Below are 14495 nucleotides of genomic sequence, written 5' to 3'. Positions count from 1 at the left end.
CGCTACGACGCGGCGGTGGAGTGCGACAGGGGGACGGTGGCCTCGGCGTCGTCCCTGATCGACTCGACCACCGCCTGATGCAGCTCCCGGCTGCCCCGCTCGCTGCGGCAGGGCACCGGGCTGCCGCTGAGCGTGTACCACTGGGAGGTGCCGCTGTACTGCACCGCCACGTCGGCCATCCGGCCGTCCCAGGTGGTGTGGACGGTGAGGTCGCCCGTGAGGATTCCCGCCTCGACGGTGCGGGCGCCGCCCCGGCCGGTGAAGACCCCGGGGGTGGTCCATGATGCCCAGACCATGCTCTCGGCCTCTCTTCTCGGGTATCCGCCCCCTCGCAAGGGTTTGGGGTTGTATGTCCAGTGTCGTCTGTCTTCCATGGTGCCCCGCAGCGGCGCGGGGCGGATGGGGCCGTACGGCCCCGGTGCGGGCCGCCGCGGCGCCGTGCGGCACTGGTGCGCCGGCGTTTCCCGTGCTGTGCTGGTAGCGGCGGGAAGGACGTGCAGACGCGGGGAAGCGGCCGGCAGCCGCGCACCGCGCAATCCGGATCCGCGAGAAGCGGATGGCCCTTCCCGCCCCGCCCTTCTCCGCTCCCCCACCGCCTCGCCCGCTGCCCGGTGCCGCGCGGGCCCGCGCGAGCCCGCGCGCCGTGGGCCGAAGGGCCCCCGCCCGGGTCCGGGCGACCTGTGGCGGCACCGGCCGGGCGCCCGCAGGCTGGGAACACGAACCCAGGAAGGGAGCCGGTGCGATGACCTCCGCCACCACCATGACCACGGCGCTCGACCCCGCACAGCGCGATCGGCTGACGAGCCTCGCCCGCGAGGTCGCCTTCGCGGCGGGCACCCGGCTGTTCGAGGAGGGGCGGCGCGCCGACCGTTTCTGGATCGTGCGCACCGGCACCGTCGCCCTCGACCTGCGGGTGCCGGGCCGCCGGCCGGCCGTCATCGAGACCCTCGGCCACGGCGAACTGGTCGGCTGGTCCTGGCACTTCCCGCCGCACATCTGGCAGCTGGGCGGCGAGGCGACGAGCCCGGTGCGGGCCTGGGAGTTCGACGCCGAGTCCGTGCGCGCGCTGTGCGACGACGACCCGGAGTTCGGGCGGGCCGTCGCGGTGTGGGTCGGCCGCGTGGTGGCTCAGCGGCTGCACGCCTCCCGGGTCCGGCTGCTCGACCTCTACGCCCCCTACGGCAGCGGGAGCGAGCGGTGACCGCGCCGGAGCGGAAGCCCGGCGGCCCCAGCCGGGTGAGCGACGTGATGACGCGCGCGGTCGTGGCGGTGGGGCGCACGGCCCGGTTCAAGGACATCGTCGAGCGCATGGAGCGGTGGAAGGTCAGCGCGCTGCCGGTGCTGGAGGGCGACGGCCGGGTGGTCGGGGTGGTCTCCGAGGCGGATCTGCTGCCCAAGGAGGAGTTCCGGGACAGCGACCCGGACCGGATGACCCAGCGGCGCCGGCTCGCGGACCTGGCCAAGGCCGGGGCGGTGAGCGCCGAGGAGGTGATGAGCACGCCCGCCGTCACGGTGCACGCCGACGCCACGCTCGCCGAGGCCGCGCGGATCATGGCCCTGAAGCGCGTCAAGCGGCTGCCGGTGGTGACCCCGGAGGGGGTGCTGGAGGGCGTGGTCAGCCGCGGTGACCTGCTGAAGGTGTTCCTGCGCGAGGACGCCGAACTGGCCGACGAGATCCGCCGCGACGTGCTGGACGTGCTGTTCCCGGCGCCGGTCGAGCCGTTGCACGTGGTCGTGGTCGACGGCGTGGTGACGCTGACCGGGAAGGTGCCGGACACCACCCGGATCCCGCTGGCGGAGCGGATGATCCGAGGGGTCGAGGGCGTGGTGGGGCTGGACTGCCACCTCGGCGGGGCGTGAGCCGCGTCCGGTTCGCGCGGCTCAGCCGCGGCCGCCGCTGAGGTTGCCCCAGCGGGGACCTATCTGCTTCCACTCCTCGTCCCACTCGGCCATCCGGCGCCGGATGAGCCGGCCGCGCACCAGCCACCCCGCGCACCACACGGCCGCACCGGCAGAGGGGCCGACGAGCACACCGGTGAGGGCCGCCTGGAGGTCGGCCGAGGCGCCGGTCACCGGCGGGGCGACGACACGGTCCGCCCGGTTGGCCCATACGGTCACGCTGCTTCCGGCGGGGGCGCCGGGCACGACCTTCGCGCGATCGGTGTGCACCGAGCCGTCGGGGTCCGTCCAGCGCACGGTGGCCCACACCCGCCCGTCGTCGTAGCCGGTCCCGGCGGCCGGGGTCGGGGCCGCGGGGTCGGTGAGCACCGCCGTGACCGGGTGGACCCGCGCCAGCCGTTCGGCGTACGACGCGGCGGAGGCCCGGGCCGCCAGGAGGCCGGCGACCACACCGCAGACCAGGACGAGGATCCAGGTGGCGAGGACGATCCAGGCCTCGACCACGTCGCTGTGCCGGCGCAGCGGATTGCGCCGCCAGCGCCACAGCCGTACCCGGCTGACCGTCGTGGCAGGTGTCCGCGTCATCGTCACCGCCTCCTCTCGTGCGCCGGCGGCCCGTGGTCAGCGGGTGCGGGCCGATTCGGCGTCCGGCAGATCCGGGTCGAGGTCGGGTTGGCGCGGCGGCCCGGCCAGCGCGCACCGCACGTCCACCACGCCGGGCACGGCCCTGACGAGGCGGGCGGCGAGGGGCACCAGGGAGGTCTCGCGGACCCGGCCGCCGAGCGTCACGACACCATCGTGCACCTCCACCCGGATCCCGGCCGCTTCTGGGCCGAAGAGACGGACGACGACGTCGCCGCGGACCTCCTCGGCGATCTCCGCGTCGCCGCGCAGGAACACCTTGAGCAGGTCCGAGCGGCTGACGATGCCCAGCAGGGTGCCGTCCGGACCGACGACCGGGAGCTGTTTGACCCGGGCCCGCGCCATGATGCGCGCGGCCTGTCCGAGGGTGGCGTCCGGCGCCACGGTGACCGCCGGGGCGGTCATCAGCCGTTCCGCGGTGGCCGCTTCGGCCTTCGCCAGCTCGGCGAGGTGCCGCGTCCGGGCGTACCGGTCGAGGTCGCTGTCGCGGTACTCCTCCTTGGGCAGCAGATCCGCCTCGGAGACGACACCGACGACGTGCCCGGCGTCGTCGAGCACCGGCACCGCGCCGACCCGCCAGTCCCGCATGGCCTGCACGATGTCCTTGAAGCCGGCGCCCGTGCGCAGGGCCAGCACACTGCGGGTCATCACGTCGCCGACGACGGTCGGGGTGCCGTCCATGGCTTCCTCCAGGGGGCTCTGGTGCCTCGGTGCGGCACGTTCAGCCTGTGGCCGCCCGCCCGGCCCGTTTCATGGGCCGGGCGGGCACTTACGGGTGCCCACCGGTCCCACGCCCGCACGCGGCGCCCGTGCCGACGCCCCGTCATGCCCCGGGCAGTGGAACCCGCCATTCCAGTGTGGCCCCGCCCAGCTCGCCCTTGCCCACTTCGAGCCGGCCGCCGAGCCGCCGGGCGCGCTCGGCCATGTTGCGCAGCCCGCTGCGGCGCCCGCCGTCGGGGATGCCGACGCCGTTGTCCCGGACGGTGAGCCGCACTTCGCGGCCGTCGGTGACCAGCAGCACCTCGGCCCGGTCGGCGTGGGCGTGCCGGGCGATGTTGGTGAGGGCCTCGGAGAGGACGGCCACCACATGGTCCGCGACCTCGCCCGGTACGTCGGTGTCGATCAGGCCCTCCATGCGGACGCCGGGCGCGAAGCCCAGCACCGGGGATGCCTCGCCGGCCACCCTGACCACGCGGGCGCGCAGCCCGCCGGCGGCGGCGCCCTCGCGGGCCCGCAGCCCGAAGATGGTCGATCTGATGATCTTTATGGTCTCGTCCAGGTCGTCCACGGCGCGCAGGACCCGCTCGGAGGCCTCCGGGTGCTCGATGAAGCGGCCCGCGCTCTGGAGCGTCATGCCGGTGGCGAACAGCCGCTGGATGGCCAGGTCGTGCAGGTCCCGGGCGATGCGGTCGCGGTCCTCCAGGAGCGCGATCTGCTGGGCGGCCTGCCGGCGCTGGGCCAGCTCCATGGCGATCGCGGCCTGCGCCGCGAAGCCCCGCAGCATCTCGGTCTCCTTGTCGGAGAACACCGGCTGGTCGCTCTCCCGCGCCAGCAGCACCACGCCCCGGGCGCCGCCCTCGCCGGTGCCGATGGGCACGGCGACGGCGGGGCCGAGGCCCTCGAAGCGCGGCGGCTCCTGCGAGATCCGTTCGTCGTGGGCGACGTCGTCGCTGGTGACGGGGGCGGCGGCGGTGAAGGCCAGGCCCATGAGGCTGTTGTGCAGGGGCAGTACCAGACCGCGGTGGGCCTCCGCCTGGGCGCCCACCGCGATCTCCACGCCGAGCGACTCGGTGTCCGGCATGGGCATCGCGACCGCGGCGAGGGCCGAGCCGGTGTTCTCGCGGGCCCGCTCCGCGATCAGGTCCAGCGCCTCGGCGCGCTCACTGCCGGACATCAGACTGTGGCTGATCTCGGCGCTGGCCAGCAGCCAGCGCTCGCGCAGCCGGGAGTCCTCGTAGAGGCGGGCGTTGTCGATGGCGACGCCGGCCGCGACGGCGAGGGTGGCGAGGACCGACTCGTCCTCCTCGTCGAAGTCGAGGCCGCCGCGTTTCTCGGTGAGGTACAGGTTGCCGAAGACCTGGTCGCGGACGCGGATCGGGACGCCGAGGAAGGTGTTCATCGGCGGGTGACCGGGCGGGAAGCCGTACGAGGCGGGGTGCTCGGAGATCTTCGGCAGGCGCAGCGGCTCGGGGTGGCGGATCAGCTCGCCGAGGATGCCGTGGCCCTCCGGGTAGGGGCCGATCCGGCGGATCCGCTCCTCGGACAGGCCGACGGTGTGGAACGCGGCGAGGGTCGTGCCGTCCGGTCCGATGACGCCCAGCGCCGCGTACTCGGCGTCGACCAGGGCGGCCGCCGCCTCCACGATGGAGTGCAGGACCTGCTCCAGCTCCAGCTCGCGGCCGACGGAGAGGACCGCCTCCAGCAGGCTGTGCACCCGGTCCCGGGTACCGCGGGCCGCGTCGATCCTGGCCTGCAGTTCCTCCAGCAGCTCGTCCAGCTTCAGCTGCGGCAGCCGCACGCCGGGCTCCTCCGTTCCGGTCACCAAGCCCTCCACTCCCCATCGGCACACGCCATCGAACCGACGGGTTCTCAGGACACGGTATCCGCTCCCCGACCCGGAGGAACACGCGGCCTTCACGCGTGCGACGCGAAACCTCCTCGTGCCGCCGGCACATGCCGCACGGGCGGCCGCCGCGCGGTCCTGGACGGCGCGGCTCGCCTCCGCGCCGCGGGACGACTCGGCGGTGTGCGGGCCGTACGGCCCCGGGTCGGGGTCCGAACGGCACTCTCGAGGGTCGCGGCCGGGGGGTGACAATGGGACCAGGAGCGGCACCGATCCCCCGCGGTGTCGCTCCGCCCATGCGGGGCGGGACACCCACGGAAGACCGGCAGTGCGCCCCTCTGCCTCGATCGCGCCGAGGCGCTGCGGCTGCCGGGCAGTGGTCGTCGCGCACGCGGCCGACGCCATCGCCTTCGACGCCCGTCTCGCTGGAGCGTCGTGGTCACGGGGCACGCGCGGCTGGTCACGGCCCCCGCGGAACCGGCCCGGCTCAAGACGCCGCCGCACCCGGGGCGCCGCCGGAGGACGGGGACCATGCCGTGCGCATCCGCCCGGACCCGGTGACCTGGTGCTGCCGACCGTCCCCGCCCTCCCGCGGCCGCCCCGCGACCGGGCGCACGCCCGCCGGGCGAGCCGCACGGCGGCGACGGGACGGGCGGCCGGCCCGGACATCCCGCCGCCGCCCCGCCGCGTCGGCCCGCTGGTCGAGGCGCGCAGGGCCCGCAGCGGTTCCGCCCGCCGGGGCCCGGTGGTGCCGGGCCGTCCGGCCCCGTGTCACGGCCGGGCCTCACCCTCCCCAGGACCACTCCGCGACCTCCGGCAGGTCGGTGCCGTGTGCGCGGATCCAGCCGTGGTGGCGGCTGCGGGCGTCGGCCATGGCCTGGCGGACGCCGGCGGCGCGGACGGCGAGGCCGGGGACGCGGTCGATGACGTCCATCACCAGTCGGTAGCGGTCCAGGTCGTTGCGCACGACCATGTCGAACGGCGTGGTCGTGGTGCCCGACTCCTTGTAGCCGCGCACATGCAGGTTCTTGTGCCCGGCGCGCCGGTAGGCCAGCCGGTGGATCAGCCAGGGGTAGCCGTGGTAGGCGAAGATGACCGGTCTGTCGGTGGTGAACAGGCCGTCGTACTCGAAGTCGGGCATGCCGTGCGGGTGTTCGTCGTGCGGCAGCAGCCGGGTCATGTCGACCACGTTGACCACCCGCACCGCCAGCTCGGGCAGGTGCCGGCGCAGCAACTGGGCCGCGGCCAGCACCTCCTGGGTGGGCACGTCACCGGCGCAGGCGAGCACCACGTCGGGCTCACCGCCGTTCTCGGTGCCCGCCCACTCCCAGATCCCGGCGCCGCGCGCGCAGTGGGCGCGGGCCTGGTCCATGGTCAGCCAGTCGAAGCAGGGCTGCTTGCCGGCCACGACGACGTTGACGTAGTCGCGGCTGCGCAGCACGTGGTCGGCCACCGACAGCAGGGTGTTGGCGTCCGGCGGCAGGTAGACGCGGACCACTTCGGGGCTCTTGTTGAGGACGTGGTCCACGAACCCGGGGTCCTGGTGGGAGAACCCGTTGTGGTCCTGGCGCCAGACATGGGAGGTGAGCAGGTAGTTGAGGGAGGCGATGGGGGCCCGCCAGGGCAGCCGCCGGGAGGTCTTCAGCCACTTGATGTGCTGGTTGACCATCGAGTCGACGATGTGCACGAACGCCTCGTAGCAGGAGAACAGCCCGTGCCGGCCGGTGAGCAGGTAGCCCTCCAGCCAGCCCTGGCAGAGGTGTTCGGAGAGGACCTCCAGCACCCGGCCGTGCCGGTCGAGGTGCTCGTCCACCGGGAGCACCTCGGCCTGCCATGCCTTGCCGCTGGCCGAGTAGACGGCCTGGAGCCGGTTGGAGGCGGTCTCGTCCGGGCCGACAAGGCGGAAGTCCCGGCGGTCCCGGGTGTCCTCCATGACCCTTTCCAGGAGGTCGCCGAGGACCCGGGTGGGCTCGTGCAGTGCGGCGCCCGGCTTCTCCACCGAGACGGCGAAGGTGTCGAGGGGCGGCAGCGGCAGTTCGCGCAGCAGCAGGCCGCCGTTGGCGTGCGGGTTCGAGCCGAGGCGCCGGGTGCCTTCGGGGACGCAGGCGAGGACGTCGGCGGACGGCCGGCCGTCCGCGCCGAACAGTTCCTCGGGCCGGTACGAGCGCAGCCACCGCTCCAGCTGCCGCAGGTGCGCGGGGTTCTCGCGGACGCCGGGCAGCGGGACCTGGTGGGCGCGCCAGGTGCCCTCGACGGGTTCGCCGTCCACCTCGGCGGGGCCGGTCCAGCCCTTGGGGGTGCGCAGGACGATCATCGGCCAGTGCGCCCGCTCGGTGCGCCCGTCCTCGCGGGCGGCGCGCTGCGTCCGCGCGATGCGGTCCAGGGCGTCGTCCATCGCCGCGGCCAGGGCGCGGTGCACCTCGGCGGGGTCGTCACCGCTGACGTACAGGGGCTCGTGGCCGTATCCGCGCAGCAGTTCGTCGAGTTCGGCCTCGGGGAGCCGGGAGAGCACGGTGGGGTTGGCGATCTTGTAGCCGTTGAGGTGCAGGACGGGCAGCACGGCCCCGTCGTGCACCGGGTCGAGGAACTTGTCGGAGTGCCAGGAGGTGGCGAGCGGCCCGGTCTCCGCCTCGCCGTCGCCGACCACGCAGGCCACCAGCAGGTCCGGGTTGTCGAACGCGGCGCCGTAGGCGTGGGCGAGGGAGTAGCCGAGTTCGCCGCCCTCGTGGATCGAGCCGGGCGTCTCGGGGGCCACGTGGCTGGGCACGCCGCCGGGGAAGGAGAACTGCTTGAACAGCCGTTCCATGCCGGTGGCGTCCCGGCTGATGTCCGGGTAGGTCTCGCTGTAGCTGCCCTCCAGCCAGGAGCCCGCGAGGACCGCCGGACCGCCGTGGCCGGGGCCCCACACGCACAGCGCGTCCAGGTCGCGCGCCTTGATCACGCGGTTGAGGTGCGTGTAGACGAGGTTGAGTCCGGGCGAGGTGCCCCAGTGGCCGAGCAGTCGCGGCTTGATGTGCTCGGGCCGCAGCGGCTCGGTCAGCAGCGGGTTGGCCATGAGGTAGATCTGGCCGGCGGCCAGGTAGTTGGCGGCGCGCCAGTGCGCGTCCAGGGTGCGCAGCTCGTCGTCGGTCAGGGGGCCGGCGGCGTCCTGGGTCATGGGTGCTCCGATCATGGTCGGGTGGGTGTCAGGCGGGTTCCGGTACGACGGCCACCGGGCAGTCCGCGTGGTGCAGCACTCCGTGGGCGACCCGTCCGAGCCGGAGACCGAAGCGGCCGGTGCGGCGCCGGGCGCCGACGACCAGCAGTCCGGCGTCCCGGGAGGCGGCGACGAGGACGTCCCGGGCGGGTCCCTCGGCGGTGCGCCGGCGCACCCGGAGGCCGTCCGGGAGGTCCTGGCGCAGTGCCTCCTCCAGCGCCCCGGCGGCCTCCTCCTCCGGGGTCCGGGCGGGCCGGCCGGAGAGCTGCGGATGCCCGGCGGCGGTGTACGCGGGGCGCCGCCAGGCCCGTACGGCCTCCAGGGGCACGCCCCGCAGCGCGGCCTCCTCGGCCGCGAACCGCACCGCGGCCGGGCACGCCCCCTTCCCTGCGACGCCGAGGACGACGCGCCCGGGGGCCGCCGGCTCCTCGGGGCTGCCGCGCAGCACGATGACCGGGCAGTGGGCGTGCGCGGCGACCGACAGGCTGACGGAGCCGAGCAGGAGTTCGGCGACGCCGCTGCGGCCCCGGCAGCCGAGCACCACGAAGCGGGCGAGGCTGCTCTCGTTCACCAGCCCGAACTCCGGCTCCTCGGCGAGCACGGCGGTGGTGACCACGAGCCCCGGCCGGCGCTGGTGGGCCCGGCGTTCGGCGGCGTCCATGACGTCCCGGGCCATCACCTCCTCGACCGGTTTGCCGACCTCCTGGGCGATCAGGGAACCCTCGTAGCGTTCCCAGAGCGAGGCGTAGACCAGGCGGAGCGGCGCCCCGCGCAGGGCGGCCTCGTCGGCCGCCCGGTCCACGGCGCGCAGGCTCTCCTCGGAGCCGTCCACGCCGGCGACGACGGGCAGGTCCATCGTGTTCACCCTTCCAGGCGGAGGTCGACGGCGCGGCGGGCCGGCATCCGGCACCACTGGCCATCGTCGAGGGGGTCACCCGCGGATGCGAGCCGTACGCGCCGCTTCTCGGCCATGCGGCCCTCCCCGCGCATACGGGCCGCTCAGTCGTGCGCGACGACGGCCACGGGGGCGCCGACGTGGTGCAGGACGGCGTGGGTGACATGGCCGATGTGGATGCCGAAGGGGCTGGTGCGCACCCGCCGGCCGACGACCACGAGGGAGGCCCCACGGGCGGCCTCGACCAGGACCGGCGCGGCGTTGCCGGCCCGGCTCGCCTCGCTCACCTCGACGTCCGGGTACTTCTGCCGCCAGGGCCGCAGCACCTCGGTGAGCAGGGCCGAGGCCCGGCGTCCGTAGGAGGGCACCACGGGCGGTTCGGCGGGGATGCCGTACGCGGCGTACGGCGGCGGGGTCCAGGCGTGCACGACCCGCACCGCGGCACCGCGGCGCGCGGCAGCGTCGAAGGCGAACTCCAGCAGCGTCCGGCAGGGTCCCTCGGGGTCGTCGATGTCGAGGCCGAGGACAACGGGCAGGAAGGGGGTCGCGGCGGACGGCACGCCCGAGGGGTCCGGCTGGTGCTCGTCGGCGGCCTGTTCACCCGCTCGGACCAGTACCACCGGACGCATGGTGCGGGCGATGACGGAGAGTCCGGCCGAGCCGATCAGGAAACCGCCGAACCGGCCGAGGCCGCGGGAGCCCAGCGCCAGCAGCTCCGAACCGTCGGCGGCCTCGGCCAGGGCGCGGGCAGGCTCGCCGGTGACCTGGTCGGTGACCACCTCGACGCGGGGGTGGCGCAGCCGCAGGCCCTCCGCGCAGTCGCGCACGGTCCGGGCCCACGCCTCGGCGGCCGCGCGCTCGTCCGCGTCCCCGCCGGTCTCCGGCTCCCGCACGTGCAGGATCTTCAACGGCAGCTCGCGCAGGGCCGCCTCGCGCGCCGCCCATTCGACGGCGGCCCGGCTCTCGGGCGAGCCGTCGAGGCCCGCGGTGACGGTTCGGGTCATGTCTCTCCACCTCTCGCCTGTCACCCCGTGGTGTCCACCGCGTGCGGTGTCCCACCTGCCGGGGCCGCGCCGCTCGGGGACAAGAGCGACGATTCCAGCGTTGCGCGCGGACGGCGAGCCGATCAGGGGCCGCTGGTCCCGGGCCGGGACCGACCGGCCCGCGCGAGCGGCCGGCCGCGGGGCCGGGCGGCCCCTGTGCCGAGCGGCGGCGACCGGCGCACGCTGGGGACAGAGAGTCCCGCCGGGGCGACTCCCGCCGGGACGTCCGTCGAGCAGCCACGGAGTCACCATGTACGGCACCCCGCACACCGTCAGCGATGTCATGACGACCACCGTCGCCGCCGTCGGCCGGCGGGCCCCCTTCAAGGAGCTCGTGGAGATGATGCAGGACTGGCAGGTCAGCGCCGTACCCGTGATCGAGGGCGAGGGGCGGGTGGTCGGGGTGGTCTCCGAGGCGGATCTGCTGCCCAAGGAGGAGCTGCGGGACGACCCGTCGGACGACTACCGGCGGCTGCGGCCCCCGTCCGACCTGGCGAAGGGCGAGGCGATCACCGCGGGAGACCTGATGTCCTCCCCCGCGGTCACCGTCCGGGCGGACGCGACGCTCGCCGAGGCCGCGCGGATCATGGCCCGGGCGCGGGTCAAGCGGCTGCCCGTGGTGGACGGGACCGGCATGCTGGAGGGTGTGGTGAGCCGCGCCGACCTGCTGAAGGTCTTCCTGCGCGGCGACCGGGAGATCCGGGAGGAGGTACTGAGCGAGATCGTGACACCGCTCTTCCCGCCGCCGGACTCGGCCGTGGAACTGCGGGTGGAGGACGGTGTGGTGACGGTGCTCGGCCGGGTCCGGGACACCTCCCTGGTGCCCGTGGCCGCCCGGCTGGTGCGCGCGGTCGAGGGCGTCGTGGACGTGCGCTTCGACCTGGCGGCCGGTCAGCGGACGGCGCGCGTCTGACGGGTGGGCCGCTCCCGATGCGGCCGGGCATGACACTCTTGGGGGGGCGCCCAGGTCGGCACATCCGTGTGAAATGGGGCCGTTCGGCCCTGGTGCCCGCGGCGACCGGCGGCGATGATCGGCCGGGTGACGGGCCAGCACGGCCGCTTCCGCAACGAGAGGTCGAGATGACCGAGACACGCACCTTCACGGCACAGGACCCGATCCGGGTGTTCCTCCTGGACGACCACGAGGTGGTCCGGCGCGGCCTGGCCGACCTGCTCGACGCCGAACCGGACATCTCCGTCGTCGGTGACGCCGACACCGCCGCGCACGCGCTGGTCCGGGGCCCCGCCCTGCGCCCGCACGTCGCCGTGCTCGACGTCCGGCTGCCCGACGGGGACGGCATCTCGGTCTGCCGTGAGCTGCGCGACCGGATGCCGGAGCTGGCGTGTCTGATGCTGACCTCGTTCGACGACGAGGACGCCCTGCTGGACGCGATCATGGCCGGTGCCTCCGGCTATGTGCTCAAGCAGATCAAGGGCTCCGACCTGGTCTCCGCGGTGCGCACGGTCGCCTCCGGCCAGTCGATGCTGGACCCGGAGACGACGGCCCGGCTGATGCGTTCGCTGCGGGCCGACCCCGAGGAGACGCCGTCGCTGCCGCCGGAGCTGGCGAGCCTGTCGCCGCGGGAGCGGGACATCCTGGCGCTGATCGGGGACGGCCTGACCAACCGTGAGATCGGCCGGAAGCTGTACCTGTCGGAGAAGACGGTCAAGAACCACATCTCGCGGCTGCTGGCCAAGCTCGGGGTGCAGCGGCGCGTCCAGGCCGCCGTGCTCGCCTCCCACCTGGAGCCGCGGGACGCGAAGGAGCACTCCGCGCGCTGACCCGCGCTCCCGTACCCGTCACGGCAGTTGGGGGACGACGGCCACCGGGCACAGGGCGTGGTGCAGCAGTCGGTGGGTGACGCGGCCCAGCTGGAGCCCGTCGCGGCCGTGTTCCCTGCGCACCCCGAGGACCAGCAGGTCGGCGGCGGCCGACCGGTGCAGCAGCACCTTGCCGGGTGGCCCTTCCAGGACGGTGCGGGAGACCCGTACGTCCGGGTGTCCGGCCGGCACCGACCCGAGCAGTTCGTCGATCGCCGCGGCGGCCTCGTCCTCGTCGTCGCGCTCCGTCGCCGCGGGTACGCCGGGCCGGCGCCAGGCGCGTACGGCGTCGAGGACGCACCGGCGGGCGGCGGCCTCGCGCAACGCGAAGCGGGCGGCCGTTCCCGCGGCGCCCGGCTCTCCGACGCCGAGCAGCACCCGGTCGTGCGTGCCCTCGATCCCGGCCCTGTCGCCGCGGACCACGATCACCGGTCCGCAGGCCCGCCCGGCCACGGCCAGGGCGACCGACCCGAGGAGCAGGCTCTTCAGCCCGCCCCGGCCCCGGCTTGCGGTGACCACCGCGGTGGCGTTGTCGCCCTCGGCGAGCAGCGCGGCCACCGGATCGTCGGCCACGACGGCGGCATCGACCTCCAGGTCCGGGGCGCGCCGCCCCGCCCGTTCGGCCGCCGAGGCCACGATGTGTTCGGCCATCACCCGCGGGGCGGGCCGCTCGCCGCCGAGCGACGGGAGCCGGTCCTCGTACCGCTCCCAGAGCGAGGCGTGCACGATCCTCAGCGGCAGCCCGAGCCGGACCGCCTCGTCGGCCGCCCAGTCCACCGCCGACAGGCCGTCCTCGGAGCCGTCGACGCCCACGACCAGGGGCAGAGGCATCGTTCTCACCTGCCTTTCCTCGGCCGCGCGAGCGGCGCGCGGCCCACGCGTCCCGTTCCACGCCGACACGGCCGGACGGACCAGCGGATGGGTACATGGTCCCCTTCCCGGGGAATCCGACTTCCCTGCGGGGACCGGGCGGCCCCTGCCCGTCCGATGCGGGCCGGCGGCGGCGCCCGGCGCGGTCCCCCGGTCCCGTGTCCCGCGTCGATGTGCGAAGGAGGCCTCATGACTCGTGTCCCGCCGTCCGCGCAAGGCCCGGTGAGCGTCGGCCGGCTGATGTCCGCGCCGCCGGTGACCGTCGCCCCGGACGTCTCCCTGGCGGAGGCCACCCGGCGGATGGCCGAGGCCGCCGTCGGTTCCCTGCTCGTCGTCGAGGACGGCACGCTGCGCGGGATCGTCACCGACCGCGATCTGGCGCTGCGCGGGCTGGGCGAGGGCCTGCCGCTCGGCAGCCGCGTGGACGCGGTGATGTCGCCGCGGGTGGTCACGCTCGACGCGGGCGACGAGATCCACGCGGCCTACCGCGCCTTCCGCCGCACCGGGGTGCGCCGGCTGCCCGTCCTGGACGGCGGGCGGCCGGTGGGCGTGCTGACGCTGGACGACCTGCTGCTGGACGTCTTCCGCCGGCTGGCCGATCTGCTCGGGCCGGTCGCCTGGAGCGTGCTGCGCGAGCCGCCCGGGCCGCCGTAGACCGACGGGCTCAGGTCTCCTCGGTGCGGACGATCACCACCGGGCAGGCCGCGTGCGCGGCCACCCGCTGGCTGACCGACCCCAGCATGACGCGGGCGAAGCCGCCCCGGCCCCGGTTGCCGACGACCAGCACCTCGGCGCCCTCGGCGGCCCGCAGCAGGACCTCGGCGGGGTTGCCGTGCGCCATGCGGGTGTGCACCTTGGCGGCCTCCTCGGCGCCGAGCACCTCGGTCAGCTCCTGCTTCATCTGCTCACGGGTGGCCTCCTCGTCGATGTACATGTCCACCGCGGGCGCGGACCAGCCGTACAACGGCACTTCCCAGGCCGCGACGGCCTCCACGGCGCCACCGACGAAACCGGCGTAACGTACGGCCCAGCGCACCGCTTCGAAGGAGGACGGCGAGCCGTCGACCCCCACCACGACCCGGGGCTTGGAGACGTCCTGGTCCATCTGTCCACCTCTCTGCGTGCCCCCTGTCCTCCACGCTGCGCGACGCGCCGCCGGGGCGCCAGAAAAGAGCGTCCGTTCGGCCCTGCCGCCGGGCGCCCCGGGGGTGCATCCTGCGGGAAGAGGACCGGGAGGTGAGCCAGGGATGGCACGTCGGACCAAGAAGAACGGCAAGAACCGGGCCGCGCGCGACTGCGGGGCCCCGCTGCCCGCACGCCGCGGCGCGCGCCCCCGCAGCGCCCACGCCACCCCGGGCGCCGGGCACTGGCGCGGTCACGGCGCCGGGAACCAGTGGCTGCTGCTGCCCGGTGGCACCTGGCGGCGGGTGGAGACGATCCGGGTGCGCGGGCTGTTCGGCTAGGACCTCTCGTCCGGATCGTGCCGGGCACGGCGTGACACGCCTAGGGCCTCTCGTCTGGATCATGCCGGGCTCGCGGGGTCCGGCCTGATCCAAACGAAAGACC

The 14495-nt window shown here is 75.0% G+C and carries 15 protein-coding genes; 6 read left to right on the top strand and 9 right to left on the bottom strand.

Features of this window, described 5'->3' with window-relative positions; all coding sequences use genetic code 11:
* Nucleotides 1–2: 2 nt before the first annotated feature.
* On the bottom strand, nt 3–296 hold the full coding sequence (locus tag HZZ00_RS14990) for a hypothetical protein (protein ID WP_180332648.1): 294 nt from the start codon (nt 294–296) through the stop codon (nt 3–5).
* A gap of 446 nt (nt 297–742) precedes the next feature.
* Between HZZ00_RS14990 and HZZ00_RS14985 the strand changes: the two genes are divergently transcribed.
* Entirely contained in the window at nt 743–1201 is a 459-nt protein-coding gene (locus HZZ00_RS14985; protein ID WP_180332647.1) for a cyclic nucleotide-binding domain-containing protein, read from the top strand.
* A gap of 47 nt (nt 1202–1248) precedes the next feature.
* Complete coding sequence (locus tag HZZ00_RS14980; protein ID WP_180333524.1) at nt 1249–1860, top strand: CBS domain-containing protein; 612 nt, start codon at nt 1249–1251, stop codon at nt 1858–1860.
* 21 nt (nt 1861–1881) lie between these two features.
* Here the strand turns inward: HZZ00_RS14980 and HZZ00_RS14975 are convergent, their stop codons facing one another.
* From HZZ00_RS14975 to HZZ00_RS14950, 6 genes are all read right to left on the bottom strand, one after another.
* Entirely contained in the window at nt 1882–2484 is a 603-nt protein-coding gene (locus HZZ00_RS14975) for a hypothetical protein (protein ID WP_070024855.1), read from the bottom strand.
* Between the two features lie 36 nt (nt 2485–2520).
* Entirely contained in the window at nt 2521–3222 is a 702-nt protein-coding gene (locus tag HZZ00_RS14970) for a CBS domain-containing protein (protein WP_180332646.1), read from the bottom strand.
* A 142-nt stretch (nt 3223–3364) separates the two neighbouring features.
* Nucleotides 3365–5083 (bottom strand): GAF domain-containing sensor histidine kinase, encoded by a 1719-nt coding sequence (locus HZZ00_RS14965; protein ID WP_180332645.1) that lies wholly within the window; start codon nt 5081–5083, stop codon nt 3365–3367.
* An 805-nt stretch (nt 5084–5888) separates the two neighbouring features.
* Nucleotides 5889–8276 carry a phosphoketolase gene (locus tag HZZ00_RS14960; RefSeq protein ID WP_257585803.1) on the bottom strand — a complete coding sequence of 796 codons (2388 nt, stop codon included), beginning with the start codon at nt 8274–8276 and terminating at the stop codon, nt 5889–5891.
* A 13-nt stretch (nt 8277–8289) separates the two neighbouring features.
* Nucleotides 8290–9156, bottom strand: coding sequence for a universal stress protein (locus tag HZZ00_RS14955; protein WP_180332644.1), 867 nt, complete (start codon nt 9154–9156; stop codon nt 8290–8292).
* A gap of 143 nt (nt 9157–9299) precedes the next feature.
* On the bottom strand, nt 9300–10199 hold the full coding sequence (locus HZZ00_RS14950; protein ID WP_180332643.1) for a universal stress protein: 900 nt from the start codon (nt 10197–10199) through the stop codon (nt 9300–9302).
* 289 nt (nt 10200–10488) lie between these two features.
* Here HZZ00_RS14950 and HZZ00_RS14945 point away from each other — a divergent pair, with 289 nt between their 5' ends.
* Together HZZ00_RS14945 and HZZ00_RS14940 are read left to right on the top strand one after the other, a co-directional pair.
* A complete protein-coding gene (locus HZZ00_RS14945) occupies nt 10489–11151 on the top strand; it encodes a CBS domain-containing protein (RefSeq protein WP_180332642.1) in 663 nt (220 codons plus the stop codon).
* A gap of 167 nt (nt 11152–11318) precedes the next feature.
* Nucleotides 11319–12020 (top strand): response regulator transcription factor, encoded by a 702-nt coding sequence (locus tag HZZ00_RS14940; RefSeq protein ID WP_070024849.1) that lies wholly within the window; start codon nt 11319–11321, stop codon nt 12018–12020.
* Between the two features lie 18 nt (nt 12021–12038).
* Here the strand turns inward: HZZ00_RS14940 and HZZ00_RS14935 are convergent, their stop codons facing one another.
* Complete coding sequence (locus HZZ00_RS14935; protein WP_180333522.1) at nt 12039–12890, bottom strand: universal stress protein; 852 nt, start codon at nt 12888–12890, stop codon at nt 12039–12041.
* Between the two features lie 228 nt (nt 12891–13118).
* Between HZZ00_RS14935 and HZZ00_RS14930 the strand changes: the two genes are divergently transcribed.
* Complete coding sequence (locus HZZ00_RS14930; protein WP_257585801.1) at nt 13119–13583, top strand: CBS domain-containing protein; 465 nt, start codon at nt 13119–13121, stop codon at nt 13581–13583.
* A 10-nt stretch (nt 13584–13593) separates the two neighbouring features.
* On the opposite strand, the gene HZZ00_RS14925 is transcribed toward HZZ00_RS14930, so the two are convergent.
* Entirely contained in the window at nt 13594–14034 is a 441-nt protein-coding gene (locus HZZ00_RS14925; RefSeq protein WP_180332641.1) for a universal stress protein, read from the bottom strand.
* A gap of 142 nt (nt 14035–14176) precedes the next feature.
* Here HZZ00_RS14925 and HZZ00_RS14920 point away from each other — a divergent pair, with 142 nt between their 5' ends.
* On the top strand, nt 14177–14392 hold the full coding sequence (locus HZZ00_RS14920; RefSeq protein ID WP_180332640.1) for a hypothetical protein: 216 nt from the start codon (nt 14177–14179) through the stop codon (nt 14390–14392).
* The last annotated feature ends 103 nt before the right edge of the window (nt 14393–14495 follow it).

The sequence above is a fragment of the Streptomyces sp. NEAU-sy36 genome (genome assembly GCF_013423905.1).
Taxonomy (GTDB): Bacteria; Actinomycetota; Actinomycetes; order Streptomycetales; family Streptomycetaceae; genus Streptomyces; species Streptomyces misionensis.
The sequence above is the reverse complement of the archived record's forward strand: the minus strand, read 5'-3'. Positions and strand labels throughout refer to the sequence as shown.

What these genes read in the sequence shown, in the direction of transcription:
- HZZ00_RS14980 (WP_180333524.1), top strand. Translation starts at nt 1,249, where the DNA reads ATGACGCGCGCGGTCGTGGCGGTGGGGCGCACGGCCCGGTTCAAGGAC.
- HZZ00_RS14925 (WP_180332641.1), bottom strand. Translation starts at nt 14,034, where the DNA reads ATGGACCAGGACGTCTCCAAGCCCCGGGTCGTGGTGGGGGTCGACGGC.
- HZZ00_RS14975 (WP_070024855.1), bottom strand. Translation starts at nt 2,484, where the DNA reads ATGACGCGGACACCTGCCACGACGGTCAGCCGGGTACGGCTGTGGCGC.
- HZZ00_RS14960 (WP_257585803.1), bottom strand. Translation starts at nt 8,276, where the DNA reads ATGATCGGAGCACCCATGACCCAGGACGCCGCCGGCCCCCTGACCGAC.
- HZZ00_RS14945 (WP_180332642.1), top strand. Translation starts at nt 10,489, where the DNA reads ATGTACGGCACCCCGCACACCGTCAGCGATGTCATGACGACCACCGTC.
- HZZ00_RS14970 (WP_180332646.1), bottom strand. Translation starts at nt 3,222, where the DNA reads ATGGACGGCACCCCGACCGTCGTCGGCGACGTGATGACCCGCAGTGTG.
- HZZ00_RS14990 (WP_180332648.1), bottom strand. Translation starts at nt 296, where the DNA reads ATGGTCTGGGCATCATGGACCACCCCCGGGGTCTTCACCGGCCGGGGC.
- HZZ00_RS14940 (WP_070024849.1), top strand. Translation starts at nt 11,319, where the DNA reads ATGACCGAGACACGCACCTTCACGGCACAGGACCCGATCCGGGTGTTC.
- HZZ00_RS14930 (WP_257585801.1), top strand. Translation starts at nt 13,119, where the DNA reads ATGACTCGTGTCCCGCCGTCCGCGCAAGGCCCGGTGAGCGTCGGCCGG.
- HZZ00_RS14920 (WP_180332640.1), top strand. Translation starts at nt 14,177, where the DNA reads ATGGCACGTCGGACCAAGAAGAACGGCAAGAACCGGGCCGCGCGCGAC.
- HZZ00_RS14985 (WP_180332647.1), top strand. Translation starts at nt 743, where the DNA reads ATGACCTCCGCCACCACCATGACCACGGCGCTCGACCCCGCACAGCGC.
- HZZ00_RS14955 (WP_180332644.1), bottom strand. Translation starts at nt 9,156, where the DNA reads ATGGACCTGCCCGTCGTCGCCGGCGTGGACGGCTCCGAGGAGAGCCTG.
- HZZ00_RS14950 (WP_180332643.1), bottom strand. Translation starts at nt 10,199, where the DNA reads ATGACCCGAACCGTCACCGCGGGCCTCGACGGCTCGCCCGAGAGCCGG.
- HZZ00_RS14935 (WP_180333522.1), bottom strand. Translation starts at nt 12,890, where the DNA reads ATGCCTCTGCCCCTGGTCGTGGGCGTCGACGGCTCCGAGGACGGCCTG.